The sequence below is a fragment of the Octadecabacter arcticus 238 genome (genome assembly GCF_000155735.2).
GTDB lineage: Bacteria > Pseudomonadota > Alphaproteobacteria > Rhodobacterales > Rhodobacteraceae > Octadecabacter > Octadecabacter arcticus.
In genome coordinates this window covers 1,215,048-1,240,996 of record NC_020908.1, presented here as the reverse complement: position 1 = coordinate 1,240,996, position 25,949 = coordinate 1,215,048, and the positions used below count along the sequence as shown (strand labels likewise).

Genomic DNA, 25,949 nt, shown 5'->3' with positions numbered 1-25,949 from the left:
CAAAATGCAAAACCTGTTACACACTCTGCTCTACCGTCAGCAATGCTATTGCGTGCCGACACGTTAGACTAAACTCGTCCGATATCACGGATCGGAGGCAGCATGAGCGACCAGAAACCAGGCCGTTGCGCCTGAATTTATTGCAACAAGCAAACCAAATGGGTCGACGATCAACTTGCTCTGCGCGCCATCCTGCCCGTCGAAACCTTCAAATGGCGCGGGGCCGTCTATACCATCCAAAACCGCAACATCTGCAGCGTTGACCCGCTAAAGGCTGGCGCAACACTGGCATTTTTTGCTGGTGAGCTGTCGGATGACCCTGACGGGCTGCTGTCCCACGTTGAACCGATGTTGAATACGGACGCGCCTTGCCATAAACGTCGCGCAACCAGTTCAAGGGACGCACATGCAAGAGCCAGCCATCACATCCGACCTGATTTCGGCCCACGGCCTGTCGCCTTCGGAATACGACCGGATATTGGACATTATCGGACGCGAACCAACGTTCACCGAACTCGGCATCTTTTCAGCGATGTGGAACGAACACTGCTCTTATAAATCCTCAAAGAAATGGTTGCGCACGCTGCCCACGACCGGCCCACAAGTCATCTGCGGTCCCGGTGAAAACGCGGGCATCGTCGACATTGGCGACGGACAATGCGTTGTTTTCAAAATGGAAAGCCATAACCATCCGTCTTACATCGAACCCTACCAAGGCGCGGCAACGGGCGTCGGCGGCATCCTACGGGATGTCTTTACGATGGGCGCACGTCCGATTGCAGCAATGAATTCCCTGTCCTTTGGGGATCCCAGCCATCACAAAACGCGAGCCCTGGTGCACGGCGTCGTTGCGGGCGTCGGCGGTTACGGCAATTGCTTTGGCGTGCCGACTGTGGGCGGCGAAGTGCGCTTTCATTCCGCCTACAATGGCAACTGCCTAGTCAACGCGTTTGCCGCTGGCCTCGCGGACACCGACAAGATTTTCTATTCGGCGGCGTCCGGCATCGGCATGCCCGTCGTCTATCTTGGCGCAAAAACCGGACGTGACGGTGTGGGCGGCGCGACAATGGCATCAGCTGAGTTTGACGACACAATTGAAGACAAACGCCCCACTGTGCAGGTCGGCGATCCGTTCACAGAAAAGCGCCTGATGGAGGCGACGCTGGAATTGATGGCAACAGGTGCCGTCATTTCGATTCAAGATATGGGTGCGGCTGGCCTGACCTGTTCGGCTGTGGAAATGGGCGACAAAGGCGGTTTGGGCGTCAAACTCAACCTCGAAGACGTGCCGCAACGCGAAACCAACATGACCGCCTATGAGATGATGCTGAGCGAGAGCCAGGAACGCATGCTCATGGTCCTGAAACCAGAGCATGAGGCCGAGGCCCGCGCCGTGTTCACCAAATGGGACCTTGATTTCGCGATCGTCGGTGAAACCATTGCCGAAGACCGCTTTTTGGTGCTGCACCACGGCGAAGTTAAAGCCGACTTGCCGCTAGCAACGCTGTCAGGCTCCGCGCCGGAATATGACCGCCCATGGGTGGAAACGCCGCCCGCTGATCCGCTGGCTGATGTGCCAAACATTGATCCGATCGACGGGCTGAAGGCCCTGTTGGCCACCCCAAACTATGCCGCCAAACATTGGGTTTATGAACAGTATGACAGCCAGGTCATGGCTGACACTGTCCGCGCACCAGGTCTTGGCGCAGGAATTGTGCGCGTGCATGGCACCGACAAATTGCTGGCCTTTACCTCGGACGTGACGCCACGCTACGTCATGGCCAACCCCGAAAAAGGCGGCGCGCAGGCTGTTGCAGAGGCGTACCGCAACCTGACCGCTGTGGGCGCAACACCGCTGGCCACCACCGACAACATGAACTTCGGCAATCCTGAAAAACCCGAAATCATGGGCCAATTTGTCGGCGCGATCAAAGGCATTGCAGCGGCCTGCATCGCGCTTGATATGCCCATCGTGTCCGGCAATGTGTCGCTTTATAATGAAACCGACGGCACCGGCATTTTGCCCACACCCACCATTGGAGCGGTCGGCCTATTGAAGCACAGCGATGACATCATTGGCGGCATTGCCCGCGAAGGCCATGTCGCACTCCTCGTCGGCACCACAGCTGGCCACCTCGGTCAATCCGCAATACTGGCCGAAGTGTTGCACCGCATTGAGGGCGATGCGCCCGACGTGGACCTCGTGGCTGAAAAACTTCACGGCGACTTTATCCGCGCCAACGCGCAATGGATCGATGCCTGCACCGACCTGAGCGACGGTGGCCTCGCGCTCGCCGCGTTTGAAATGGCCGAAACAGGTGGTACGGGCGTCAGCCTCGACTCCGCCGACACACACACATTGTTTGGCGAAGACCAAGCCCGCTACCTCATCGCCTGCACCTATGATCAAGCCGAAGCTTTGATGGTCGCTGCCGGCAGTGCCGGCGTGCCAATCGCGTCCGTGGGTAAATTCGGCGGTAATCAGGTGAGCATGGGCGACAGTTCAGCCCCCCTCGCCGATCTTGCTACCCTATTTCGGACCACATTCGCGGATACGTTTGCGTAGTAATGCGCCACAAACCTTGCCGCAGGCGTGCCGCGCCCCTACATCTAAACGAACATTAGGATACATTCATGCCCATCACTGCCTCAGAAATCGAAACTTTGCTTCGCGATGCGTTTCCGGACGCACAGATAAAAGTACAAGGCGACGATGGTTCTCATTTCGCCGCCGAAGTGATCGACACGTCCTTCAAAGGCAAAAATCGCGTGCAACAGCAACGCGCGGTTTACGGTGCACTCAAGGGAAAGATGGATGGATCGAATGGTGATCTGCATGCCCTTGCCCTGACAACAAAGGCACCTGAGTGATGTTAAACTGGTTGGTGTTTGGTGGTTTGGTTCTGGTCGGCGCGATCCTCGCGGATGACTGGTACGCCAAACGCCATAGCCGCCCACTGAGCCACATGAAACCCGACCCCAGAACGATTAATACTACTGGGATGGAAGAACTCGATCGCACACGCGCCAATCAAAAGATTGCCCGCAAAGACAAACAAGGATCAAAGCCATGACCGCCGAAACCCAGATCAAAGAGACCGTGACGACCAATGACGTGGTGCTGTTCATGAAGGGCACAAAAGCCATGCCGCAGTGCGGGTTTTCGAGCCGCGTCGCGGGTGTTTTAAACTTTATGGGCGTCGAATTCGCCGATGTGAACGTGCTGGCAGACGAAGCCATCCGTCAAGGCATCAAAGACTATTCAGATTGGCCAACTGTTCCACAGCTTTATGTCAAAGGCGAATTCGTCGGCGGCTGCGATATCATCACCGAAATGACGCTGTCAGGTGAACTCGATACGTTGTTTGCAGAAAACGGCGTCACCTATGACAAAGACGCCGCTGAAAAGATCCGCGAAGCCAACGGTTAAGCGGCCTTTCGAAATGAAAAATGCCGCGCCTCATGACTGGGGTGCGGCATTTTGATGTCTAAGTTCACCAATTTCTAGGACGCGCGGCCCTCAACTTCGTCGGCCATCGCCTCAACCCTTGCTGCTATCCCACTCATGGTTTCATTGACTTCGGTCGGCATGACGGGCACTTCAACGCGCTCGACAGTTCCTTGCGTAGGTGCCTGTTCAAGTTGCGCCTGCGCTTGCGCGAGCCGTCCTTCGGCCTCTCGGACTTTGTCCTCCAGACCAGCCGTGCGATCCGCCAACAACAGACCCGCCATCAGCAGCATCCGGCTTTCGGGCATCCGCCCTACTTGCGTTGAAAGCGACGATGCCTCGACGTCCAGCATGGCTGCCGCTGTCATCAAGAACTGTTCTTCGCCGTCCTGACAGGCGACCTCGAAATTGCGGCCTCCGATGGTGATTTCAACCTGTGGCATCGCTAGCCTCCCGTTCAATGATCGGCGTCAGTTCTTGCAGGATCGCGTCCATCTCGGCTGCATCCGCTGCACGTGTTGCACGTAGCGCCTCAAGTTCGGCCAGCATCGCTTTGTTAACCAAATGCGGCTCGCTCACGCCAGCGCTTACGGCGTCACGAAGCTGACCGTTGATATCTCGCAGTTCTGCATTCACTTGGCGCAACCGCTGCAATTCACGATCCATGCGCGCGGACCGTGCACGTCCCGCATCGACGTCGCTTTCCAGCTGGGCCAGCTTTCCGTCTTGCCGTTCCTTGAGGAGTCTCACACGTTCTTCAAGCTGCGCATTGGCTGTTTGTTCTTCATCAAGCTTGGCGCCCAGTTCAGCCACTTGCAGCGTAAGCGCACTTACATCGGCGCCATCAACGTCGGGCTCAGGGACAGGTGCGGGCACCGAAAGCCTATCTAACCCCGTTTTTATACGGTCCAGCGCCGCCGTGATCCGCGTTTCGAGTTGTGGAAGTTCGCTCATCGCCTGTCCTTTCCGGGCTTGGTCAGTTCGCTTTGAACACACCTAAGAACCGCTGCGCTTGGGCTTTGCTCACGAATCGCGCCCTGCTGGGTAAAGTCTAAGCCATGCGCGTCATGGCGGCAAACGCCGAAAATAGTTATATTTCAATCCACTACACTGCAGTTTTCATGCATCACGCAGACCTGCCTTGATCTTGGGGTCCGCCCTGTTATGACCTTGCGCAAAGCCACACATCGCAGCCCAAAGGACCCCTGTCACATGGACATCCAAGCCCTCCGCAAAGCCCACCCCGAGCATTGGATGCGCGCCGCCGCGATCCGCACCCTCACGCTTGACGCCGTCGCTGCCGCAAATTCCGGCCACTCCGGCATGCCCATGGGCATGGCTGACGTCGCCACCGTGCTGTTTGAAAAGCACCTGCGCTTTGATCCGAAGGCGCCGCACTGGCCCGACCGCGACCGTTTTATCCTGTCGGCGGGTCATGGATCCATGTTGATTTACGCGCTTCTGCATTTGACCGGCTACGAGCAGGCAACGCTGCAACAGTTGAAAGATTTCCGTCAATGGGGTGCGCGCACTGCGGGGCATCCAGAATACGGCCACATGGACGGCGTTGAAACCACGACAGGTCCGCTTGGCCAAGGCATCGCCAATTCTGTCGGCTTTGCGATTGCCGAAGAAATCCTGCGCGCACGCTACGGCAGCTCAGTCGTCAACCACCACACCTACGTCATCGCGGGCGACGGTTGCCTGATGGAAGGCATTTCCCAAGAGGCGATTGGCCTTGCGGGGATGCAAGAGCTCGGCCACCTGATCTGTTTCTTTGACAACAACAACATCACAATCGATGGCCCCGTTGCATTGGCCGATATCACCAATCAATCCGCGCGGTTCGTCGCGTCCGGCTGGCACGTCATCGACATCGACGGCCACGATCCTGATGCGATTGACGCCGCAATTACTGCCGCAAAAGCAGACCCGCGCCCGTCTATGATCAACTGCAAAACCCACATCGCGCTGGGCCACGCAGCGCAAGACACGTCCAAAGGCCACGGCGCGCTTACCGACGCAGACCAACTGCAAGCCGCCAAAGATACCTACGGCTGGACCTACGGCCCTTTTGAGGTCCCCGCTGACGTGAAATCCCAATGGGAAGCCATGGGCAAACGCGGCGCCGCAGCCCACGCCGACTGGCACACCCGTTTTGCCAAGCTGTCCAGTGCAAAGCAGGACGAATTCAACCGCGCCTTGGCGCTAGACGCCCCGAAAAAGCTGTCCGCGACCATCAAAGCGTTCAAGAAACAAGTGTCTGACGCGGGCGCAAAGATGGCGACACGGTCGTCTTCGGAAAAAGTTCTCGAGGTGATCAACCCGATCATGCAAGAAACTGTTGGCGGTTCAGCCGACCTGACAGGGTCCAACAACACCAAAACGTCCGATCTTGGTGTGTTCAGCCCCGACAACCGTGCTGGTCGCTACATCCATTACGGAATCCGGGAACACGGCATGGCGGCAGCGATGAACGGTATGGTCCTGCACGGCGGCATCCGGCCCTATTCCGGTACGTTCATGTGTTTCACCGACTACGCCCGCGGCGCCATGCGCCTGTCTGCCTTGATGGAAATCCCAACGGTTTATGTCATGACCCACGACAGCATCGGACTTGGCGAAGACGGGCCAACACACCAGCCGGTTGAACACCTCGCCATTTTGCGCGCGACACCGAACACCCATGTCTTCCGTCCCGCCGACACTGTTGAGGTCGCCGAGGCGTGGGAACTCGCCTTCACATCCAAGACAACGCCGTCTGTTATGTGCCTGTCGCGTCAAGGTCTGCCGCTCGTGCGGACCGAACATAAGACCAAGAACATGACCGCCCAAGGTGCCTACGTTCTGGCCGACGCTGAAAACGGCAAACGGCAGGCTATCCTGATGGCCACAGGCTCAGAGGTCAGCGTCGCCATGGCTGCACGCGACATCCTTGAGGCGGAAGGCATCGGCACGCGCGTTGTGTCCATGCCTTGTTGGGAGCTGTTTGAGGCGCAAGAAGAGAGTATCCGCAAGCGCGTCTTGCCGGGTGGTCCGGTTCGCGTCGCAATTGAAGCCGGCGTGCGCCTTGGTTGGGACAAATGGTTGCTCGGTGAGCGTGGCCGCGAAAGCAAAGCCGGCTTTGTTGGCATGGACAGCTTTGGTGCCTCCGCACCCGCGCCGATCCTGTTTGAAAAATTCGGCATCACCGCTGAGGCCACAGCGCAAAAAGTCCGCGACCTGCTCGCCTAAACATCGCCCCTTACATGCCAAATCGGGCCACAGTTTCGTGCTTTGCACGCGGGTGTGGCCCGATTTCGTTGGCCTATATTGTTGCTCGACCCGTTTCTGCTAAACTTTTCAAGAATCTTTCAGCAGCCTTGCCCATGATCCGTCTGACAGCCCTTCTTGCCGCTGCGTCCATCGCACTGACCACGTGCGACGCCCCGACAAGCCAGACGTTCGTGCAACCAAATCCCAAGGGCGCGACAAGCCAGTCCAGTCAGATGAACGCAGGTTTTTCCGTGGCCCCCGCGAATGCGCCAAGTGGACCTCTCGTCGACAATTTTGCGCGCAATTTCCTGAACACGCTGCAAGTTCGATCCATCGCGGAACGTCGCGAACATTGCGGCTACTTTTTCATCGGCTCGGATGGCCGTCTGCAAGCCAGCACACCGCGCGGCGGTACGTTTGCCAGCTGTGACATGCCAGCGCCGCTTGCGGGTCAAGGCATAGTTGCCAGCTACCACACCCACGGCGCATATGGGCGCCGGTACGATAACGAAGTGCCGTCAGTGATCGATCTGACATCGGACTTTGATTTCGGCATCGACGGCTACGTTTCCCCCCCCCGGTGGGCGCGTATGGCTGGTGGATTTCCAGACCCGAACGACCCTGCAATTGTGCGGCCTGCGCTGCGTCACGTCCGACCCGGGATTTCTCCCACAGGACGAGGACAAAATCCGACAGTCCTATTCGGTGCAGACGCTTCAGCGCCGCTCCTCTAGGCTATAACGCTTAGTGCTGAGCCTTTGATCCGGTCAGGGCCCCGATAAGCGGTGCGATGACGCGGGTCACGATAGGGATCAGCAACAGACCAATTGCCAGCCCGATCACTCCGTCAAAGAACGCGGTCACAGCCCAATTTCCAAACCCAGCGTCGCCCGCAACATTCTGCGATACCTCCTTGATAACGCCATAAGGCTGCGCCCAGCCAATGAAGTCAGGGTTGTGCAGCCCATGGACCAAAATCTGCCCGCCAACCCAAAGCATCGCAGCCGTCCCCACTGTTGACAACACGGTCAGTAAATGTGGCATCCCGCGCACCAGACCTTTGCCAATTCCGCGACCGACACCTGTGTTTGCATTCAACGCGAGCAAAGCACCGACATCGTCCATTTTAACGATCAGACCGACAACCCCGTACACCAATGCGGTAATACAAATCGCCACCACAGCCAGCGCCGCGGCTTGCAGACCGATACTGCCATCTGGAATTTCATTCAGAGTGATGGTCATAATCTCAGCGGACAGAATGAAATCTGTCTTGATCGCACCTTTGACACGGGTTTCTTCCAGTTTTGCCGGATCGCCAATGTCCATGTCCGCTTCGACATGGGTATCGCCGTGCGGGCGCAACACGTGATAGATTTTCTCGGCCCCCTCAAAACAAAGGTAAAGCCCGCCAAACATCAACAGCGGAATCAACAACACAGGTGCGAATGCCTTAAGCAGCATCGCGACCGGCAACAGGATCACCAGTTTGTTGAAAACCGACGCGCGCGCGATTTTCCAGATGATCGGAAGTTCACGTTTTGGATCAAGTCCGGTGACATATTTCGGGGTCACGGCCGCGTCGTCAATAATAACGCCAGCAGCTTTGGTGCCCGCCTTGGCAGCCATGCTGGCCACGTCATCAAGACTGGTTGCAGCAATCCGCGTCAGGGCCGCCACATCGTCCAACAAAGCAATCAAACCGCTCATACTACCGTCTCCATCTGGTGTTGGTTCTGAAACTAACGCTCATGGTCGCGGCCGCAAGGCCCGAGCGAAAATCCACGTCCCCGCTCCGAGCACCGCCAGATCAAAACAGCCCCTGCAATCGACCAGTTTTTTTAAAAAAATTGTCATTTGCCATGGATCATCGGGCAGGTAAAGAAACACGCTTGTGACGGCGCAATATCCCGCAGCGAGCGGCGCAACGCCGCGCCGCGCACCTGCGATCAACGCCACCCCGACCAGCGCGTTGAACATTAACGCAGGCCAAACCAGCCATGCCGCCAAGCCAAAATTCGACAATAACGCCATGGCCGGCACCGGATCGTTGGCTTTTTGCAAAGCCTCACCCAAAAACAAAACTGCGATCAAAACGCGGCCCAAGAACACAGCGCCCTGCGCAAGCTGATTCTACATCCTGTCATTCCCCGATGCCGTTCGCGAACGTTAGCGCAAACGTGCGCGCCCTTTGGTTGAATTGTTAGCGCAAACCCACAGCCACCAGACTGAGTTATCGCTAACATATTGAAAAATTGTGCATTTCCCTTGGTATCAGGTGTGACCCCCCCTAAGAAAGGCCAGATTTTAGACGTTAAGGAGTTGCCATCATGACCGTCACAGTCGGTATCAACGGATTTGGCCGCATTGGTCGCTGCACGCTGTCCCATATTTCCGAGGCCGCGCGCAACGACGTTCAAGTCGTGAAAATCAACGCGACGGGTCCGCTGACAACAAACGCCCACCTGCTGCGCTACGATTCAGTGCATGGTCGTTTCCCGGGTGACATCACAGTCACCGACGGCAAGCTCGACCTTGGCCGTGGACCGATTGACATGATGTCGACCTATGATCCAAACGAGCTGGATTGGGACGGCTGCGATGTCGTTCTCGAGTGTACTGGCAAATTCAATGACGGCTACCTCTCGGCGGTTCACCTTGAACGCGGCGCGCGAAAGGTGCTGATTTCTGCCCCCGCCACAAACGTTGACCGCACCATCGTATACGGCGTCAATCACCGCGATCTCACGCCCATGGATCGAATGGTGTCCAACGGGTCATGCACCACCAATTGCCTCGCGCCACTGGTCAAAACCCTTAATGACGCGATTGGCATTGAACGCGGCATTATGACAACAATCCACAGTTATACGGGCGATCAGCCGACGCTGGATCGCCGCCACGATGATCTGTACCGCGCCCGCGCTGCTGCCCTTGTCGTGATCCCGACCAGCACTGGGGCCGCCAAAGCACTGTCACTGGTCCTGCCGGAAATGGAAGGTAAACTTGACGGAACTGCCCTGCGCGTGCCGACGCCCAATGTCTCTGCTGTGGACCTGACATTCGAAGCCGCAAAATCCGTGACAGTAGAAGACGTGAACGCCGCCGTCGCTGCGGCCTGTGCGGGGCATATGGGCATGGTGATGTCGTATGATCCAGAACCGAAAGTTTCGATTGATTTCAACCACACGCCGCAATCATCCATCTTCGCGCCCGATCAAACCAAAGTCGTGGGAGGCCGCACCGTGCGGGTGTTGGCGTGGTATGACAACGAATGGGGCTTTTCAGTGCGCATGGCCGACGTGGCGGCCCACATGGGACGATTGATTTAGGCCTTCAAGTCTAACCCGAACGTCAGCAGGCCCGACCTTGGCAGATTGAAGTCCCGGCCTTTGCAAAGCGGATCCGCCAAGCTAAACTGTCCCTATGACCACTAAAATTTCCCTTGGCTTCGCTGCCCTTATCGCGCTGTTTTTCGTGCTGGACCATTATGTCCTGCAGATGAACGCTGGGTTGTTCCTTGGCAAAAAGATGATTGAACTGATCAATTATCTGGCAATCTGGCGCTAAGCGGGCCTGCGTCACAGCAACCGAAAGCTGCGTCACGGGTTGACCTTTGCGCTTTTTTGGGGATGTTAGCGCCAACAGTGGTGGCACCCTGCCGCCATATGACGCTGACCAAAAAATGGAGGCTCCTATGACCGTCAAAGTAGCAATCAACGGCTTCGGCCGTATCGGACGCAACGTGTTGCGCTCCATTATCGAATCCGGACGAACCGATATCGAGGTCGTCGCGATCAACGATCTTGGCCCTGTGGAAACCAACGCGCATTTGTTGCAATACGACTCAGTGCATGGCCGTTTCCCGCATCCGGTCACCACAACCGACACCACCATCGACGTGGGCCGTGGCCCGATGGCCGTCACCGCCATACGCAACCCGGCCGATCTACCATGGGCCGACGTGGACATCGTGCTGGAATGTACCGGTATCTTTACATCGAAAGAAGCCTGTCAGGCGCACCTTGAAAATGGGTCGTCACGCGTGCTGATTTCTGCACCGGGAAAAAACGCCGACAAGACAATCGTCTACGGTGTGAATGACAAAACGCTGACAGCGGACGATATCGTCGTATCCAACGCGTCATGCACCACCAACTGTCTGGCGCCCGTGGTCAAAGTGCTCAACGATGAAATCGGCATCGTCAAAGGCTTCATGACGACGATCCACAGCTACACGGGTGATCAGCCGACGCTGGATACCATGCACCCTGACCTATATCGCGCCCGTGCCGCCGCCCTGTCGATGATCCCGACCAGCACGGGTGCTGCAAAGGCTGTGGGACTGGTGTTGCCGGAACTTGATGGCAAACTTGATGGTGTAGCGATCCGCGTTCCCACGCCCAACGTAAGCTGCGTCGACCTCACGTTTGAGGCCGCCCGCGACACGACAGTCGAAGAAATCAACGACGTCATTCGCGCCGCCAGCCAAAGTGGCCCATTGAAAGGCGTGCTCGCCTTCACAGATTCCAAACTGGTGAGCTGTGATTTCAACCACGACCCACATTCGTCAACTTTCGCGACCGACCAGACCAAAGTCATCGGCGGAACGATGTGCCGCATCCTGACGTGGTATGATAATGAGTGGGGTTTCTCGAACCGCATGGGCGACACGGCTGTTGCCATGGGCAAACTGCTTTAACCCAAAATACCTTTTAGTTTTAAGGGCTGTCCGTCTGGGCGGTCCTTTTTTTGTGCAAAATCGAAAACACCCATGCACTGAACGACTACCGGCTGACGCCGGTAGGTTCCCTTTTTGAATGTAATTCAAGATACTGAAGTATGACAGCGTCAGTGACATTGCCGCTGGTTGTTGAGAAAAATCCGCGAGCCCAAAACCGCTGGCCCCAGTACCGTTTGCGCAGTTCGGGAAACTCGCGCTGTATCTTATAAGACGAGCGTCCCTTGATCCGCATCATCACCTTTGACAAAGCTATCTGAGGCGGGACCGATATGAACATGTGGACGTGATCGGTCGACAATACGCCCTTCTCAATATGCACGCCAAGTTCTTGGCATGTTTGGATAATGATTTCACGGATACGCTCACGCATTTCACCGCGCATAACTTTGTATCGGTATTTTGTTGTCCAGACGACGTGAAATCGGTGATAAAATTTGGTATGGCTTCCTGTGGAATAGATCATAATCTTCCCTTTCATTTTTAAGACCCTTACCGCTTCGCGGGGTCTTAAAAATGAGAGGGAAGATTATAGTACATTACGCTAAAGCGGACCGGCTGGAAGCCGGTGGCTTTAATCCCGTTTGTGGAAAGTAAATGCAAACCCGTTAGCGCGAACATGGGTCTAGTGCTGCACTGCAGCATGCCTATGTATGGGTCACAAGAAACACAGCAATCCCCGAAAGGACGCCCAATGACCCTGATGACCAACCTGCAAAATCGCATAGCAAAACGGATCGCTTACGTTCGCACACGCAGCGAAATCGCAAATCTTCCAACTGAACTTGCTGTCAACGATCTTGGCATTTTTCCAAGCGACGCCAGCAAAATCGCAGCCCGCGTCGTTTACGGCTAAAACGTTCGATCAAATATGGATGTCCCGCAATCTTACCCAGCGGGCCATCAATTCTGGGCCAAACCCCATCATGGCGCCAAGCAATGACCTAGGTCTGAAACCGCACAGCAAGAGCCTCTTGCACCTCAGGGGTGACAAATTTCGACACATCGCCATCTAGCCGCGCAATTTCTTTGACCAGCTTTGACGCAATCGCCTGATGCTGGGCTTCGGCCATCAAGAACACTGTCTCAACCGTGTTGTCCAACTGGCGGTTCATTCCAACCATCTGATATTCATATTCAAAATCTGCCACGGCGCGCAAACCACGGATGATGATCGTCGCGCCGACATCTTTGGCACAATGGATGAGAAGATTTTCAAATGGGTGGGCCACAATTTCACAGCCCGTTTGCGCTGACAGGTCTGCGCATTCCGCCTCGATCATCGCGACCCGTTCTTCCAAACTGAACAGCGGCCCCTTATCGCGGTTGATCGCGACACCGATGACCAGTTTATCGACCAGCGAACACGCGCGCTTGATGATGTCCAAATGACCCAATGTCACAGGATCAAATGTTCCTGGATATAGCCCGACGCGCATGGCAGCCCCTTAATCTATTTGGGCGCAAGACACCCGATCACGCACCGGAAGGCAAGCGATCTAATGGCCCATCACCATTCCGGTCAGCGCATCGCGTTCCGCCGCCAATTCTGACAATCGCGCTTTAACCGCATCACCAATGGAAATCAGCCCGACCATCTTGCCGTTGTCTATCACCGGCATGTGGCGAAAACGCCCTTCGGTCATTTTTGCCAGCACTGAATCGGTCGTGTCAGACGGACCACAGGTCACCAGCTTGCTGGTCATCATATCGCTAACCAAGCGGGACATGCAGCTTGGCCCCTGTTTGCCCAATTCACGGACGATGTCGCGTTCGGACAAAATACCCGCTGGCGTCGCGCCACCGTCATCGCTGATTACGATGGTACCAATGCGCATATCGGACATGATCGCGGCCGCATCAGCGACATTCGCATAAGACGTCAGCGTGAACACGCCACCCGTCGCTTTGGATTTTAGGATTTGTGAAACAATCATTGCAAGCTCCCCAGCCTAGTCGAACCAAGTTTATTGAAACAAGTCTATTGTGGTTAAGTGTCACGCCCGTCCCCATGTGTGTCAAGCGACCTCGCGTTCAAGACGCGAAATCTCGGCCCGCAATCCGCTGTGTAACGCAACTGCAAACCGATTCAGACGATCCGACGTGCGATCACTGGCATGGCGCACCAGATAAAACGACCGCGTCAAAGACACCTCTTCCATAAGCACACGTTTCAATTCTGGCGCGAACGGTAGGGCAAAATCATGCACGATCCCGACACAGGGGTTTTCAACGTCTGCCGCAGCCGCGCGCAACGCCATCACTTGTACTGCGACAGAATTAGACGCCATCTGCACACCGTCTGCCCCAAGATCACCCAAATAATCCAATTCCTTATCGAAAATCATGTCGGGAATGTACCCGACGATCCGCTGGCCCCTTAGGTCGGCAAGACTGTTGATCTGCGCGGCCTTCGGTGCCGCCAGATGCAGGCGATAATCGCTCACTTTTTGGACCGTTAGCCGCCCTGCCTGTGGCCGTGACACCGTGATCGCCATGTCAGCCTCGCGTTTGGACAGGTTCACGACACGCGGCAGCGAAAGGATCTGGATTTCCAACTCCGGATTGTCCGCCCCGATCGCGGCGCAAACCTGTGGTAGCAGGTAGTTCGCCGCCCCGTCTGGCGCACCGATCCTGATTTGTCCAGTCAGCCTCACCTGATCGCCGCGGGCTTCCTCAATGGCCAATGACATTGACGCTTCCGCTTCTGCCGCGTGGTCGCGCATCCGCGCCCCGAGGTCGGTCAACGCATAACCCTGCGGCGACTTCACGAACAGCACCACCCCCAGCTCACCTTCAAGCCGCGTGATCCGCCTGCCCACGGTCGCGGCATCCATGCGCAAGATCGGCGCAGCGCGGCTTAGACTTTCCGCCCGCGCCACAGCCAAAAACACCCGCATATCGTCCCATCGTGTCATGTTTTACCTTTTTGGCTTTGCATTTATGCAAAATGAATTTGTTATACTGGCGCTTTTACAGCCGAAAACGCAAGGCTAAGCTGAGACCAGAAACCCGAACCTGTCCAAACTTGCGGAGTAAAGGCTGCCTACGCCTGTCACCGCCCAAAAACCGGAGCTCAATTATGACAACCGAATTCACCCACTTCATCGGCGGCGAACACGTCAAAGGCACATCAGGCCGTTTTGCCGATGTCTTCAATCCGGCAACGGGCGAAGTGCAGGCACGTGTGCCGCTGGCCTCTGTTGCTGAGCTGGATCACGCGGTCACAATCGCCGCTGCCGCCCAACCAAAATGGGCCGCCACGAACCCACAACGCCGTGCGCGGGTGTTGATGGCCTTCGTTGGTTTGCTGAACCGCGACATGGATAAGCTCGCCAAGGCATTGTCGCGCGAGCACGGCAAAACCATCCCCGATGCCAAAGGCGACGTTCAGCGCGGCCTTGAGGTTGTTGAGTATTGCATCGGTGCGCCCGAGTTGTTGAAGGGCGAATATACCGACGGTGCAGGTCCCGGAATCGACATCTACTCCATGCGCCAAGCCCTTGGTGTTACAGCAGGAATCACGCCGTTCAACTTCCCCGCGATGATCCCAATGTGGATGTTTGCCCCCGCCATCGCCTGCGGCAATGCCTTCATCTTGAAGCCATCCGAACGCGACCCGTCCGTGCCATTGATGCTTGCTGAATTGCTCGAAGAAGCCGGCTTGCCCAAGGGCATTATTCAAGTCGTGAACGGTGACAAAGAAGCCGTCGACGCGATCATCGACAACGAGACGATCCAGTCCATTGGCTTTGTCGGATCCACGCCGATCGCCGAATATATCTACGGGCGCGGCTGTTCTAACGGCAAACGGGTTCAGTGTTTTGGTGGTGCTAAAAACCACATGATCATTATGCCCGACGCCGACCTTGACCAAGCTGCTGACGCGCTTATTGGTGCTGGCTACGGTGCTGCCGGTGAACGTTGCATGGCGATTTCTGTCGCTGTTCCTGTCGGTGAAGAAACTGCAGATCGGCTGATCGAAAAGCTGATCCCGCGCATCGAAAAGCTGCGCGTCGGACCCTATACATCCGGCGATGATATTGACTATGGCCCTGTCGTAACTGCAGCGGCAAAAGCCAACATTCTCAAGATGATAGAAGGCGGAATTGCAGCAGGTGCAGACCTTGTGGTTGATGGTCGGGGCTTTAAGCTGCAAGGCTATGAAGACGGCTTTTTCGTCGGCCCTCACCTTTTTGACCGCGTCACACCGGACATGGAAATCTATCAAAAAGAGATTTTTGGACCCGTTCTGTCCTGCGTACGTGCTGCATCATACGAGGAGGCATTGGGTCTGGCGATGGATCACGAAATGGGCAACGGCACCGCGATTTTCACCCGCGACGGCGACGCCGCGCGTGACTTTGCCAGCCGCGTTAACGTCGGCATGATCGGCATCAACGTTCCGATCCCCGTGCCGCTGGCCTATCACACCTTCGGCGGTTGGAAAAAATCGGTCTTTGGCGACTTGAACCAGCACGGTCCCGATGCGTTCAAATTCTACACGCGCACCAAAACCGTGACCTCACGTTGGCCGTCCGGAATTAAGCAAGGCGGCGAGTTCAACTTTAAAGCAATGGACTAACCGTCTCGCTTAATTATCCTATCCCCCTTCGGATTATTTATCGGAGGGGGATAAAATTAAGGGAAAGAATGCCTGTTGAGTACCCGTTTTTTACCAGTCCACAGTTAAACTAGATGCTATATCATAACCATGTCGTGCTTGATGAAATCATGACGGCCCTGCAACACTTCGCGCGCGAACCTGACTTTGACCACGGCCAACCACATAACTTTGACCAGAGCCAAGTCACCAGATATCAGGTTGATTAACCTATACTTTTTTAGGTCTTTAGCGAAACTCGTGGCCGTTTATCCGCGCAGCGCCAGTGAACAATTGATGGTCTTTCACACCCAGCCGGTCCCGCCTGCCGAATTGGTGGCAATCGTGCACAAACCATGGTAAGGATTTGACACGATCTTGATCCGTATCAGCGATACCAAAGAACAGGTCTTCGACATTCTAGGTAGCGCACGCGACGATCTCCTTGCACACATAAAAGCGCTTGCGTGACGTTGAATGGTTGATCGCTTCGAGAATTTTTTCTAACTATACTACCGCGCCTGAATTGACCTGAGGTTTTCCCCTCAAATCACTTTGTATTCCTTGAGCGATATGACGCGGAAGTTGTCGGTGACGGTGTCGCGGAACTCTGGCTATTTTTCTGGCAGGGTCTTGCGGAAGAAGTCGAAAATGGCCTCTGTGAATTGGTTGAACGTTGCATAGTGCCGATTGTGGGTGACCCATTTGTGCATAACACCCCAAAGACGCTCGATCGGGTTGAGGTGCGGGGCATATGCTGGCAAGAAATGCAACTTCACCCGACGTTCTGGGCTGTCCAGCCATGGCTGTAGTATCTTGGCATGATGATAGCGGGCATTGTCGACAAAGACGTGGATGGCCGTCTTGGTTTGGTTGTTGCGTTCCAACTTTTCCAGCATCTGTCGGGTTGTCTGGGCATTGATCTTCTCGCCTTCCACAAAGGTGAACTGGAAAGTCTCAAGGTCAAGCGCGCCCTGAATGTTGAGCCGCTTGCGCCCTGATGTCGCCTTCAGGGCCGTCTTTTGTCCCTTGGGGAACCAACCATGGGCGGGGCGGCTCTGGTGTTCGGGGTGGACAGCGTCCGAAAAGACAACCATCTCATCTGCGGCCAACCCGTTCATCAGGGCCTCATATTTGGCAATAAACGCAGCCTGCTTGGCTTCATCGGCCTGTGCAGGCAGCAATTGTGGTTTCTTATACGCGAACCCCAGGCGGCGCATCAGCTTGGCGGCTCCCGACGTGCTGTATTTTGGTCGCACTCGGCTAGAACATAGGCACAGACCTCATCGGCATTGCGGGCAGGCTGCGCGGTGAAATGGGCTCTCACCGCCTGCTCTTGCACGACGGACAAATGACCCTGACGCTGGCTGTAGTCCTTCAGACCGAAAAACGATAGTCCCGCACCGGCAAAGGCAAATCGCCACTCCGTCAAAACTGTCGGGCCAATATCCAAAATCCGGCAAACCGTTCCGGCGTCTTCTCCTGCGTCCAAAAGAAGAAACGCGCGCGCCCGTTTCCAAACAAGGGCGTCAACTTTGTGGCGGCGGCAAAGCGCTTCAAGTGCTATGCGCTGCTCGTCGGATAAGGAGACTGTTTTGTATTGCTTGCTCATAAACTCAAAATACAGACTGAACCGCCTTTGGCCATGCGACGAAGTGAATCGCAGGCCCAAAATCGTCAGGTCAATTCAGGCGCAGGAATATATGATGAAACCAAATGTACGCACAACGCGTAGCTTGAGTAATCCGTCAAGTTCGACGGGACTGATTTTTGAAAGGATACACCATGACCACGACCCGTCGCGATTTCCTCCGCACAGGCGCTGCAACACTGGCCGCCCTGCCCTTTCTGGCCGCAATTGCCGCACAGGCACAAACAACCCACACTGTGACCATCAAGAATTTCGCGTTTTCCCCTGCCGATCTGACAATCGCTGCTGGCGACACAGTCACTTGGGTCAATGAGGACCGCGCAGCCCACAGTGCTTGGCAGGACAGCGGCGACGCGTTCGACACGGGCCTTATCCGACCCGGCGAATCCGCCAGCCAGACATTCCCAAGTGCGGGTTCATTCTCGTACCGCTGCCGCCCACACGGCAACATGCGCGCCTCGATCACCGTCGGGTAATGCGCGGTTTCACGCAGGCGTGAATTGATGAGACTTGATCGAACAGCCCATCCGTGTAAATGCTTAAAAAAATTACGGATGGACCGACCAATGCAGACCAAACGCAGCTTTATTATTGGTGCCGCAGCGACCCTTGCGACCCCTCTTGTTGTGGGCGCGCAAGAAGCGCCAGATCGCAATTCATCATCGTTCATCACGCAAGACTGGCAGGATCATTTTTCCACGTTGGGAAATGGTGCGATATTGGCTGACATTACGTCTCGCGCACTGCACTATTGGGGCGCAGATGGCAGCTACCGGCTGTACCCGTCGTCCGTTCCAATGAGCGAGGACCTGACCCGTCGTGGATATTCCCAAATCGTGCGCAAACGCGTTGGCCCGACGTGGACGCCGACCCAATCCATGCGCGAACGCGATCCGTCTTTGCCGGTGATGATGGATGCCGGCCCAGGTAACCCACTCGGAACCCACGCAATGTACCTTGATTGGCCAGCTTACTTGATCCACGGAACGCACGACACCCGCAAGATTGGCCGCCAAAGCTCATCCGGTTGTATCGGCCTCTACAACGATCATATCGCAGAGCTTTTTGCCGTTGTTGAAACTGGAACGCAAGTCAGGCTTCTTTAGCTAGACCTTATGATCGTTTCCGGTCACGCTAAGGCATGATCGAACCGGATTTCACAATCGGAGTTGAGGAGGAATACCTCCTCGTTGACATTCAGACGCGCGGACTGGCGACAGTGCCTGACGCCCTTATGGCAGAATGCGAAGCCGCGCTCGGCAGCCAAGTAAGCCCTGAATTTCTGCAATGCCAAATCAAAGTCGGAACAGGTATCTGCGCCACGGCAAGCGATGCGTTTGATGATCTCGCACATCTGCGCCACACGATCCGTGACTGTGCGGCGAACTACAGCCTCGCTCCAATTGCAGCGTCCTGCCATCCGTCGGCGGATTGGAAAGATCAGGCTCACACCGACCAAGATCGCTATAACCAGCTGAAAAATGACCTTGGCGGCGTCGGTAGGCGCATGTTGATCTGCGGCATGCGTGTCCATGTCGGGCTGGATGATGATACGCTGCGGGCCGATCTGATGGGGCAACTCAGCCTGATGGGGCAACTCAGCTATTTTTTGCCGCATCTTTTGGCGCTCTCGGTGTCCTCCCCGTTTTGGCAGGGCGATGACACCGGACTGGCGTCCTATAGATTGTCCGTCTTTGACAACCTGCCTCGCACGGGCCTTCCGCCCACTTTGGACAGCTGGGATGAATACACCCGTTCGGTCCAAGCTCTCGTGGATCTGGGGGTGATCGAAGACAGCTCGAAAATCTGGTGGGATCTGCGCCCTTCGGCGAAATTCCCCACACTGGAAACCCGAATATGCGATGTTTCCCCGCGCCTTAGCCACACTGTCGGCTTGACCGCATTGGTTCAATGCCTGACACGAATGCTGTGGCGGCTGCGGATCAAGAACCAGCGCTGGCGGCAATATGACAGCTTTTTGGTACAGGAAAACCGCTGGCGCGCGCAGCGCTACGGTATCTCCAAAGGCCTGATCGATTTTGGTCGTGGTGAAATCGTGCCCTTTGCCGATCTGTTCGATGAATTACTTGATCTGGTGGAAGAAGACGCTGATATTTTGCAGTGCACGAACGTCCTGGAAAGTTTACGGAGCATCATTACCGGCGGCACCAGCAGCGACCGTCAACGCGCCGTCGCAGCGGCAACAAAGGGCGATGCCTCTGCAAAAATGGACGCGGTCGTCGACCATCTTATCGCCGAATTCAGTGAGGATCTTTAGACATGGACTTCGCGCTATCGCAAGAACAGAACGCGATCTATGACATGGCCCACGCGTTCGGTGGGCAACATATCGCGCCGCATGCGCGCGATTGGGATGCTGCGGGGACAATCCCGGGTGATCTGTGGCCCAAATTGGCAGAACTGGGTTTCGGCGGTCTTTATGTGTCCGAAACCTCAGGCGGCTCGGCGCTGACCCGCCTTGATGCGACGCTGGTCTTTGAAGCGCTATCAGCGTCGTGCGCATCTGTCGCTGCATTCCTGTCGATCCACAATATGTGTGCAAAAATGATTGACGACTTTGGCTCGGACAGCATGAAAACCCGTTTGCTGCCGACGGTTCTTTCTATGGAAACGATCCTATCCTACTGCCTGACCGAACCCGCCAGCGGATCCGACGCCGCATCCCTTAAGACCAAAGCTGACGTCACCGAACAGGGATATGCGCTGAGTGGAAACAAAGCGTTCATCTCAGGCGGCGGCTATTCGGACGCCTACATCGTCATGGCCCGCACCGGTGTTGCAGGCCCAAAAGGCATCTCGGCCTTTGTTGTTGAAAACGGCACCGAAGGGTTAAGTTTTGGTGGCTTGGAGGACAAAATGGGGTGGCGATCACAGCCCACCCGCCAAGTTCAATTAGTCAACTGCGCCATTTCTGCCGAAAACCTATTGGGCGACATCGATCAGGGTTTCAAATACGCTATGAAAGGCCTCGACGGGGGGCGGCTGAACATTGCCGCGTGTTCGATTGGTGCTGCGCAATCCGCACTCGACAAAACAGTCCACTATATGGCCGAACGCCAGGCCTTTGGCCAATCGCTTGATCAGTTCCAAGCCTTGCAATTTCGCCTTGCCGATATGGAAATTGATCTGCAATCGGCCCGCACATTCCTGCGCCAGGCCGCGTGGAAACTCGACACCCAAGTGCCCGACGCAACGGTCTTTTGTGCCATGGCCAAAAAGCTATGCACCGAAACCGGATCGCGCGTCGCCGACCAGTGCCTGCAGCTGCACGGCGGCTATGGCTATCTCGCGGACTATGGCATCGAAAAAATCGTGCGCGATCTGCGCGTTCATCAAATCCTTGAAGGGACAAACGAAATCATGCGCGTCATCACCGCACGGCACCTAATCACATGAGCGATATCGACATTCGTAAAGACGGAGTCGCGGGTCGCATCACGCTGACACGCGTAGACGCGCTGAACGCACTGACGTGGGACATGTGTTCCGCCATCGAAACCGCCATCGACGCCTGGGCGGACGACCCGGAAATAGCGCTTCTCATCATCGATGGTGCGGGGAGAAAAGCGTTCTGCGCTGGCGGTGACATCCAAGAAATGTACGCCACCGGCGCGGCGGGCGATTACAGCTACGGCACCCGCTTTTGGCGCGACGAATACCGTATGAACGCGAAACTGTTCCGCTTTCCCAAGCCTGTCGTGACATTGCTGCACGGGTTTACCATGGGTGGCGGCGTTGGCGTTGGCTGCCACGGATCCCACCGCATCGTGTGCGAAAACAGCGTGATCGCCATGCCTGAAGTGTCCATCGGTCTTGTGCCTGACGTTGGTGGCTCCCTCATCCTTGCGCGCGCACCGGGTCGGTTGGGCGAATACCTCGGCCTCACGGCAGACCGAATGGACACCGCAGACGCCATTTATGCAGGTTTTGCTGACTATTTTGTCCCGCAAACAGATTGGCCGACCTTAATCGAAACGCTAACAAAAACTGGCGATTGGTCTGCCGTTGATCGCGCGGCACACACACCGCCCCCTTCCCGTCTCGCCACATGGCAGGCCGATATCGATGCCGTTTTTGGCGGCCAGTCGCTTGCGGATATTTGGCGCGCCATGCCCGAATCCCTGCCCGACGCCTTGGTCCATGCCCAAAAACTGTTGCTGCGCCATTCGCCATTGTCGCTGTGCGCGACGGTCGGGATGATCCACAAAGTCCGTATGACCGACACGATTGAGGCGGCATTGATGCATGAATTCCGCTTTACCTCGCGCGCGATGGAACGCGGTGACTTTATCGAAGGCATTCGCGCTGCGATTATTGATCGCGACAAAACCCCGAAATGGCGCCACACATCATGGCGCGATGTGACCGGTGGTGATGTCGTTGCGATGACCTATCCGGTCAAACCGCCACTTGTCTTAACAGGAAATCCCACATGAAAATTGCATTTATCGGCCTTGGCAATATGGGCGCACCGATGGCGCGTTGTTTGATCGCTGCGGGCCATGAAGTTATGGGGTTTGACCCCATCGCCACGCCCGACGGCGTCCCTTGCTGCGCGCGGGTCCAAGACGCGGTGGCGGATGCGAATGTGGTTATCACCATGCTGCCAAGCGGAGATATCTTACGCGCTGTGGCGGACGATATTCACCCCGCGATGACGCAAGGTGCGGTGCATTTGGATTGCTCGACTGTCGACGTGCAGTCAGCGCGCGATGTCGCCCAAGCCGCTGAAGCTGCTGGTTTATCCGCAATTGACGCCCCCGTGTCTGGCGGCATGGGTGGTGCGACAAACGGCACGCTGACCTTCATGGCGGGCGGACCTGTTGCAGCCTTTGAAACCGTGCAGCCAATGTTTGACATCATGGGCCAAAAGGCTGTGCATTGCGGCGAAGCTGGCGCGGGACAGGCCGCAAAAATTTGCAACAACATGATCCTTGGTGCGACGATGATCGCGACCTGCGAAGCCTTCTCGCTGGCCGACAAACTTGGCCTTGACCGCCAATCCATGTTTGATGTGGTGTCCACATCGTCTGGCTATTCATGGTCGATGAACGCTTATTGCCCGGCCCCCGGCATTGGCCCGAACAGCCCCGCCGACAACGCCTATACGCCCGGATTTTCCGCCGCACTGATGCTTAAGGACCTGCGCCTAAGCCAACAAGCGGCTGAGGCCGTGGACGCCGACACCCCCATGGGTGCCCGCGCGACACAGCTTTATGCCGATTTCGTGGAACTGCACGGCATGGGCGGCATGGATTTTTCGGCCATGCTGCCGCATCTGATGGACAAACCCCGTAGCTGATTATTCCGCTGCGACGGATTTGGGCTGTAGCATCTGTTTCAAGTAGCGCCCTGTGTGGGATGCCTCAACTTCGGCGATATCCTCGGGCGTGCCGACGGCCACGACCTGCCCGCCTTTGTCGCCACCCTCAGGGCCGATATCGATCACATAATCGGCAGTTTTCACCACATCCAGATTGTGTTCAATCACGATAACGGTGTTGCCGCCCTCAACCAGTTCATGCAGCACTTCGAGCAACTTACGCACGTCTTCAAAATGCAGACCCGTCGTCGGTTCATCCAGAATATACAACGTGCGGCCCGTCGACTGCTTGGCAAGTTCCTTGGACAACTTCACGCGCTGCGCTTCGCCGCCCGACAATGTCGTCGCTTGCTGGCCAACTTTGATATAGCCCAGTCCGACGCGCACCAAGGCATCCATCTTTGTGCGAATGCTCGGCACCGCCTTGAAAAACACCTGCGCCTCTTGGACATTCATATCCAAGATATCGGCGATGGACATGCCTTTGAACCGCACTTCAAGCGTCTCGCGGTTGTAGCGTTTGCCCTTACAGGTCTCACATTCCACGTAAACATCCGGCAGAAAGTGCATCTCGATCTTGATGACTCCGTCCCCTTTACAGGCCTCACAGCGCCCACCTTTGACGTTAAAACTAAAGCGTCCGGGCTTATATCCGCGCGCTTTGGATTCTGGCAATCCGGCGAACCAATCACGAATTGGCGTGAACGCACCGGTGTAGGTCGCGGGGTTGGATCGTGGCGTCCGCCCAATCGGGCGCTGGTCAATATCAATCACTTTATCGAGGTGTTCGAGCCCCTTGATCGTCTCACAAGGTGCAGGCGCCTGACGCGCACCGTTCAATGCCATGGATGCCGTTTTGAACAGCGTCTCGATCGTCAGTGTCGATTTGCCGCCGCCCGAAACACCCGTCACACAGACAAACATGCCAAGCGGGAAATCAACGGTAATCGCTTGCAGATTGTTACCACTCGCTTTCTTGACGGTGACTTTTTTCTTGTTGCCCTTGCGACGAATTTTGGGGATCGGAATTGAGCGACGCCCCGCCAAATAGTCGCCCGTGATGCTATCAGGGTTTGCAATAATCTCAGCCGGAGTGCCTTTGGCGACCACGCGCCCGCCATGAATACCCGCACCCGGACCAATATCAAATACATAATCGGCCTCACGCACGGCTTCTTCGTCGTGTTCAACGACGATCACCGTATTGCCCTGATCGCGCAGGTTTTTCAGCGTCGTTAACAGCCGGTCATTGTCGCGCTGGTGCAGCCCGATCGACGGTTCATCCAGCACATACAACACACCTTGCAAGCCTGACCCGATTTGGCTGGCAAGCCTGATCCGCTGGCTTTCGCCACCCGACAATGTGCCAGAATTGCGCGACAACGACAAATATTCAAGCCCAACATTGTTCAAGAATCCAAGCCGCTCACGAATTTCTTTCAGGATCGCCACTGCGATTTCATTCTTCTGCTTGCTCAGCGTCTCGGGCACCGACTTGCACCACTCATACGCCTCTTTGATCGACATCTGGACAATTTGCCCAACATGCAAACCGCCGATTTTGACCGCCAAAGCCTCTGCGCGCAGACGGTATCCACCACAGGTCCCACATGGTCTATTATTCTGATAACGCTCAAATTCTTCGCGAATCCAGTTGCTGTCTGTTTCACGGTAGCGGCGTTCCATATTCGGGATCACGCCCTCAAATGCGCGGGACACTTCATAGACCCGCCCGCCTTCGTCGTAACGGAACTTGATCTCTTCGTCGCCCGAACCATGCAGGAAAACTTGCTGCACAAACGCTGGCAAATCCTTCCAACGGTCGTTCTTGTCGAACTCGTAGTGCTTGGCGATCGCCTCAATCGTTTGCAGAAAATATGGGCTCTTGCCCTTGCGCCACGGTGCCAAAGCGCCGTCATAAATCTTTAACGTTTGATCCGGTACAACCAGTTGGTCGTCAAAAAACAGCTCAACCCCAAGACCGTCACAGTCTTGGCAGGCCCCGAACGGCGCGTTGAACGAAAACAGACGCGGTTCAATTTCGGGAATGGTGAAACCGGACACGGGGCAGGCGAATTTTTCCGAGAACGTGAAACGCTCAGCCTCACCTTCTTTTGGCGCGGTCTCAAGAACCGTGATGCCATCGGCGAGATCAAGTGCGGTGCGAAACGAATCCGCGAGCCGTGTTTCCAGCCCTTCGCGAACCACAATACGGTCAACAACCACGTCGATGTCGTGGCGGAATTTCTTGTCCAATTTGGGCGGTTCATCCAGTTCATAGAATTCGCCATCGACCTTGACCCGCGCGAAGCCCTGCTTGCGAAGTTCAAGAAACTCCTTGCGGTATTCACCTTTGCGGTCGCGAACAATCGGGGCCAAAAGGAACCCGCGGGTCCCCTCCTCCATCGCCATGACGCGATCGACCATGTCCTGCACCTGTTGTGCTTCAATCGGCAGACCGGTTGTCGGGGAAAACGGTGTGCCGACGCGGGCAAACAGCAAACGCATATAGTCGTAAATTTCGGTCACGGTGCCGACGGTGGATCGCGGATTTTTCGATGTTGTTTTCTGTTCGATTGAAATCGCGGGCGACAGGCCCGAAATGTGGTCTACATCCGGTTTGCCCATCATATCGAGGAACTGGCGCGCGTAAGCCGACAGCGATTCGACATATCGGCGCTGCCCTTCGGCATAGATCGTATCAAAGGCCAGCGATGACTTGCCCGACCCCGAAAGCCCCGTAATAACAACAAGCTTGTCACGTGGAATATCGACGTCGATGTTCTTGAGATTATGTTCACGCGCACCGCGTACTTCGATATTTTTCAGCTCAGCCATGACATAACCCCATATTTCTCTCTACCACATAGTGACGCAACACGCTGTGACCAGCCCCTGTCTAGAACA

General features: G+C 56.0%; 26 protein-coding genes and 1 pseudogene. 17 read left to right on the top strand and 10 right to left on the bottom strand.

The features are described from left to right. Positions 1-406: 406 nt before the first annotated feature. The 4 genes from purL to grxD all read left to right on the top strand — a co-directional run bounded on the left by purL (position 407) and on the right by grxD (position 3,430). Positions 407-2,566, top strand: coding sequence for a phosphoribosylformylglycinamidine synthase subunit PurL (gene purL / locus OA238_RS06520; protein ID WP_015494574.1), 2,160 nt, complete (start codon positions 407-409; stop codon positions 2,564-2,566). A gap of 68 nt (positions 2,567-2,634) precedes the next feature. Next, entirely contained in the window at positions 2,635-2,871 is a 237-nt protein-coding gene (locus OA238_RS06515; protein ID WP_015494573.1) for a BolA family protein, read from the top strand. Next, positions 2,871-3,074, top strand: a complete 204-nt coding sequence (locus tag OA238_RS06510) for a hypothetical protein (protein WP_044036415.1) — start codon at positions 2,871-2,873, stop codon at positions 3,072-3,074. The genes OA238_RS06515 and OA238_RS06510 overlap by 1 nt, the downstream gene beginning before the upstream one ends. Further along, entirely contained in the window at positions 3,071-3,430 is a 360-nt protein-coding gene (grxD, locus tag OA238_RS06505) for a Grx4 family monothiol glutaredoxin (RefSeq protein WP_015494572.1), read from the top strand. The genes OA238_RS06510 and grxD overlap by 4 nt, the downstream gene beginning before the upstream one ends. A 74-nt stretch (positions 3,431-3,504) precedes the next feature. On the opposite strand, the gene OA238_RS06500 is transcribed toward grxD, so the two are convergent. Then, complete coding sequence (locus tag OA238_RS06500; protein ID WP_015494571.1) at positions 3,505-3,891, bottom strand: cell division protein ZapA; 387 nt, start codon at positions 3,889-3,891, stop codon at positions 3,505-3,507. Next, entirely contained in the window at positions 3,878-4,402 is a 525-nt protein-coding gene (locus tag OA238_RS06495; RefSeq protein WP_015494570.1) for a hypothetical protein, read from the bottom strand. The genes OA238_RS06500 and OA238_RS06495 overlap by 14 nt, the downstream gene beginning before the upstream one ends. Before the next feature lie 258 nt (positions 4,403-4,660). Between OA238_RS06495 and tkt the strand changes: the two genes are divergently transcribed. Continuing rightward, a complete protein-coding gene (gene tkt / locus OA238_RS06490) occupies positions 4,661-6,682 on the top strand; it encodes a transketolase (RefSeq protein WP_044036412.1) in 2,022 nt (673 codons plus the stop codon). Positions 6,683-6,816: 134 nt separating this feature from the next. Beyond that, positions 6,817-7,437 (top strand): DUF4329 domain-containing protein, encoded by a 621-nt coding sequence (locus OA238_RS28750; protein WP_187293155.1) that lies wholly within the window; start codon positions 6,817-6,819, stop codon positions 7,435-7,437. 10 nt (positions 7,438-7,447) lie between these two features. Here the strand turns inward: OA238_RS28750 and OA238_RS06480 are convergent, their stop codons facing one another. Further along, entirely contained in the window at positions 7,448-8,413 is a 966-nt protein-coding gene (locus tag OA238_RS06480) for a DUF808 domain-containing protein (RefSeq protein ID WP_015494568.1), read from the bottom strand. 39 nt (positions 8,414-8,452) lie between these two features. After that, positions 8,453-8,815: a DoxX family protein gene (locus OA238_RS06475; RefSeq protein WP_044036410.1), complete on the bottom strand. Its 363-nt coding sequence runs from the start codon at positions 8,813-8,815 to the stop codon at positions 8,453-8,455. A 218-nt stretch (positions 8,816-9,033) separates the two neighbouring features. Between OA238_RS06475 and gap (OA238_RS06470) the strand changes: the two genes are divergently transcribed. From gap (OA238_RS06470) to gap (OA238_RS06465), 3 genes are all read left to right on the top strand, one after another. Next, positions 9,034-10,035 (top strand): type I glyceraldehyde-3-phosphate dehydrogenase, encoded by a 1,002-nt coding sequence (gap, locus tag OA238_RS06470; protein ID WP_015494566.1) that lies wholly within the window; start codon positions 9,034-9,036, stop codon positions 10,033-10,035. 94 nt (positions 10,036-10,129) lie between these two features. After that, on the top strand, positions 10,130-10,273 hold the full coding sequence (locus OA238_RS32545) for a hypothetical protein (RefSeq protein ID WP_187293154.1): 144 nt from the start codon (positions 10,130-10,132) through the stop codon (positions 10,271-10,273). Between the two features lie 127 nt (positions 10,274-10,400). After that, the gene (gene gap, locus OA238_RS06465; RefSeq protein ID WP_044036409.1) at positions 10,401-11,405 is read left to right on the top strand and encodes a type I glyceraldehyde-3-phosphate dehydrogenase; all 1,005 of its coding nucleotides are present in this window, start codon (positions 10,401-10,403) and stop codon (positions 11,403-11,405) included. A gap of 85 nt (positions 11,406-11,490) precedes the next feature. Here gap (OA238_RS06465) and tnpA read toward each other — a convergent pair whose 3' ends face one another. Beyond that, the gene (tnpA, locus tag OA238_RS06460) at positions 11,491-11,910 is read right to left on the bottom strand and encodes an IS200/IS605 family transposase (protein ID WP_015494130.1); all 420 of its coding nucleotides are present in this window, start codon (positions 11,908-11,910) and stop codon (positions 11,491-11,493) included. Positions 11,911-12,138: 228 nt separating this feature from the next. Between tnpA and OA238_RS32540 the strand changes: the two genes are divergently transcribed. Then, positions 12,139-12,300, top strand: a complete 162-nt coding sequence (locus tag OA238_RS32540; protein WP_187293153.1) for a hypothetical protein — start codon at positions 12,139-12,141, stop codon at positions 12,298-12,300. A gap of 88 nt (positions 12,301-12,388) precedes the next feature. Here the strand turns inward: OA238_RS32540 and coaD are convergent, their stop codons facing one another. The 3 genes from coaD to OA238_RS06445 form a co-directional block, all read right to left on the bottom strand. Next, the gene (gene coaD / locus OA238_RS06455; protein WP_015494564.1) at positions 12,389-12,883 is read right to left on the bottom strand and encodes a pantetheine-phosphate adenylyltransferase; all 495 of its coding nucleotides are present in this window, start codon (positions 12,881-12,883) and stop codon (positions 12,389-12,391) included. 60 nt (positions 12,884-12,943) lie between these two features. Then, entirely contained in the window at positions 12,944-13,381 is a 438-nt protein-coding gene (locus OA238_RS06450) for a CBS domain-containing protein (protein ID WP_015494563.1), read from the bottom strand. An 81-nt stretch (positions 13,382-13,462) separates the two neighbouring features. Beyond that, the gene (locus OA238_RS06445; RefSeq protein ID WP_015494562.1) at positions 13,463-14,362 is read right to left on the bottom strand and encodes a LysR family transcriptional regulator; all 900 of its coding nucleotides are present in this window, start codon (positions 14,360-14,362) and stop codon (positions 13,463-13,465) included. 164 nt (positions 14,363-14,526) lie between these two features. On the opposite strand from OA238_RS06445, the gene OA238_RS06440 reads away from it, so the two are divergent. Next, positions 14,527-16,029, top strand: a complete 1,503-nt coding sequence (locus OA238_RS06440; RefSeq protein WP_015494561.1) for a CoA-acylating methylmalonate-semialdehyde dehydrogenase — start codon at positions 14,527-14,529, stop codon at positions 16,027-16,029. A gap of 563 nt (positions 16,030-16,592) precedes the next feature. Here the strand turns inward: OA238_RS06440 and OA238_RS29825 are convergent. Further along, positions 16,593-17,659 (bottom strand): annotated as a pseudogene (locus OA238_RS29825) (IS630 family transposase). 173 nt (positions 17,660-17,832) lie between these two features. Between OA238_RS29825 and OA238_RS06425 the strand changes: the two are divergent. From OA238_RS06425 to mmsB, 6 genes are all read left to right on the top strand, one after another. Further along, positions 17,833-18,174 (top strand): cupredoxin domain-containing protein, encoded by a 342-nt coding sequence (locus tag OA238_RS06425; protein WP_015494560.1) that lies wholly within the window; start codon positions 17,833-17,835, stop codon positions 18,172-18,174. Positions 18,175-18,252: 78 nt separating this feature from the next. Then, complete coding sequence (locus tag OA238_RS06420; RefSeq protein ID WP_044036405.1) at positions 18,253-18,804, top strand: L,D-transpeptidase; 552 nt, start codon at positions 18,253-18,255, stop codon at positions 18,802-18,804. A gap of 35 nt (positions 18,805-18,839) precedes the next feature. Then, positions 18,840-19,976: a carboxylate-amine ligase gene (locus OA238_RS06415; RefSeq protein WP_015494558.1), complete on the top strand. Its 1,137-nt coding sequence runs from the start codon at positions 18,840-18,842 to the stop codon at positions 19,974-19,976. A gap of 2 nt (positions 19,977-19,978) precedes the next feature. Beyond that, positions 19,979-21,115 (top strand): acyl-CoA dehydrogenase family protein, encoded by a 1,137-nt coding sequence (locus OA238_RS06410; RefSeq protein ID WP_015494557.1) that lies wholly within the window; start codon positions 19,979-19,981, stop codon positions 21,113-21,115. After that, positions 21,112-22,155, top strand: a complete 1,044-nt coding sequence (locus OA238_RS06405) for an enoyl-CoA hydratase/isomerase family protein (RefSeq protein ID WP_015494556.1) — start codon at positions 21,112-21,114, stop codon at positions 22,153-22,155. Before OA238_RS06410 ends, OA238_RS06405 begins: the two co-directional genes overlap by 4 nt. Further along, positions 22,152-23,021 (top strand): 3-hydroxyisobutyrate dehydrogenase, encoded by an 870-nt coding sequence (mmsB, locus tag OA238_RS06400; protein ID WP_015494555.1) that lies wholly within the window; start codon positions 22,152-22,154, stop codon positions 23,019-23,021. The genes OA238_RS06405 and mmsB overlap by 4 nt, the downstream gene beginning before the upstream one ends. Here the strand turns inward: mmsB and uvrA are convergent, their stop codons facing one another. After that, a complete protein-coding gene (gene uvrA, locus OA238_RS06395) occupies positions 23,022-25,880 on the bottom strand; it encodes an excinuclease ABC subunit UvrA (RefSeq protein WP_015494554.1) in 2,859 nt (952 codons plus the stop codon). Positions 25,881-25,949: the final 69 nt, after the last annotated feature.

Coding starts and splice junctions, on each gene's coding strand:
- grxD (WP_015494572.1), top strand. CDS start 3,071: ATGACCGCCGAAACCCAGATCAAAGAGACCGTGACGACCAATGACGTG.
- uvrA (WP_015494554.1), bottom strand. CDS start 25,880: ATGGCTGAGCTGAAAAATATCGAAGTACGCGGTGCGCGTGAACATAAT.
- OA238_RS06510 (WP_044036415.1), top strand. CDS start 2,871: ATGTTAAACTGGTTGGTGTTTGGTGGTTTGGTTCTGGTCGGCGCGATC.
- OA238_RS06420 (WP_044036405.1), top strand. CDS start 18,253: ATGGACCGACCAATGCAGACCAAACGCAGCTTTATTATTGGTGCCGCA.
- tnpA (WP_015494130.1), bottom strand. CDS start 11,910: ATGATCTATTCCACAGGAAGCCATACCAAATTTTATCACCGATTTCAC.
- OA238_RS32540 (WP_187293153.1), top strand. CDS start 12,139: ATGACCCTGATGACCAACCTGCAAAATCGCATAGCAAAACGGATCGCT.
- tkt (WP_044036412.1), top strand. CDS start 4,661: ATGGACATCCAAGCCCTCCGCAAAGCCCACCCCGAGCATTGGATGCGC.
- OA238_RS06495 (WP_015494570.1), bottom strand. CDS start 4,402: ATGAGCGAACTTCCACAACTCGAAACGCGGATCACGGCGGCGCTGGAC.
- OA238_RS06425 (WP_015494560.1), top strand. CDS start 17,833: ATGACCACGACCCGTCGCGATTTCCTCCGCACAGGCGCTGCAACACTG.
- OA238_RS06480 (WP_015494568.1), bottom strand. CDS start 8,413: ATGAGCGGTTTGATTGCTTTGTTGGACGATGTGGCGGCCCTGACGCGG.
- OA238_RS06410 (WP_015494557.1), top strand. CDS start 19,979: ATGGACTTCGCGCTATCGCAAGAACAGAACGCGATCTATGACATGGCC.
- OA238_RS06515 (WP_015494573.1), top strand. CDS start 2,635: ATGCCCATCACTGCCTCAGAAATCGAAACTTTGCTTCGCGATGCGTTT.
- OA238_RS06415 (WP_015494558.1), top strand. CDS start 18,840: ATGATCGAACCGGATTTCACAATCGGAGTTGAGGAGGAATACCTCCTC.
- OA238_RS06450 (WP_015494563.1), bottom strand. CDS start 13,381: ATGATTGTTTCACAAATCCTAAAATCCAAAGCGACGGGTGGCGTGTTC.
- mmsB (WP_015494555.1), top strand. CDS start 22,152: ATGAAAATTGCATTTATCGGCCTTGGCAATATGGGCGCACCGATGGCG.
- OA238_RS06445 (WP_015494562.1), bottom strand. CDS start 14,362: ATGACACGATGGGACGATATGCGGGTGTTTTTGGCTGTGGCGCGGGCG.
- OA238_RS32545 (WP_187293154.1), top strand. CDS start 10,130: ATGACCACTAAAATTTCCCTTGGCTTCGCTGCCCTTATCGCGCTGTTT.
- OA238_RS06440 (WP_015494561.1), top strand. CDS start 14,527: ATGACAACCGAATTCACCCACTTCATCGGCGGCGAACACGTCAAAGGC.
- OA238_RS06500 (WP_015494571.1), bottom strand. CDS start 3,891: ATGCCACAGGTTGAAATCACCATCGGAGGCCGCAATTTCGAGGTCGCC.
- gap (WP_044036409.1), top strand. CDS start 10,401: ATGACCGTCAAAGTAGCAATCAACGGCTTCGGCCGTATCGGACGCAAC.
- OA238_RS06405 (WP_015494556.1), top strand. CDS start 21,112: ATGAGCGATATCGACATTCGTAAAGACGGAGTCGCGGGTCGCATCACG.
- purL (WP_015494574.1), top strand. CDS start 407: ATGCAAGAGCCAGCCATCACATCCGACCTGATTTCGGCCCACGGCCTG.
- coaD (WP_015494564.1), bottom strand. CDS start 12,883: ATGCGCGTCGGGCTATATCCAGGAACATTTGATCCTGTGACATTGGGT.
- OA238_RS28750 (WP_187293155.1), top strand. CDS start 6,817: ATGATCCGTCTGACAGCCCTTCTTGCCGCTGCGTCCATCGCACTGACC.
- gap (WP_015494566.1), top strand. CDS start 9,034: ATGACCGTCACAGTCGGTATCAACGGATTTGGCCGCATTGGTCGCTGC.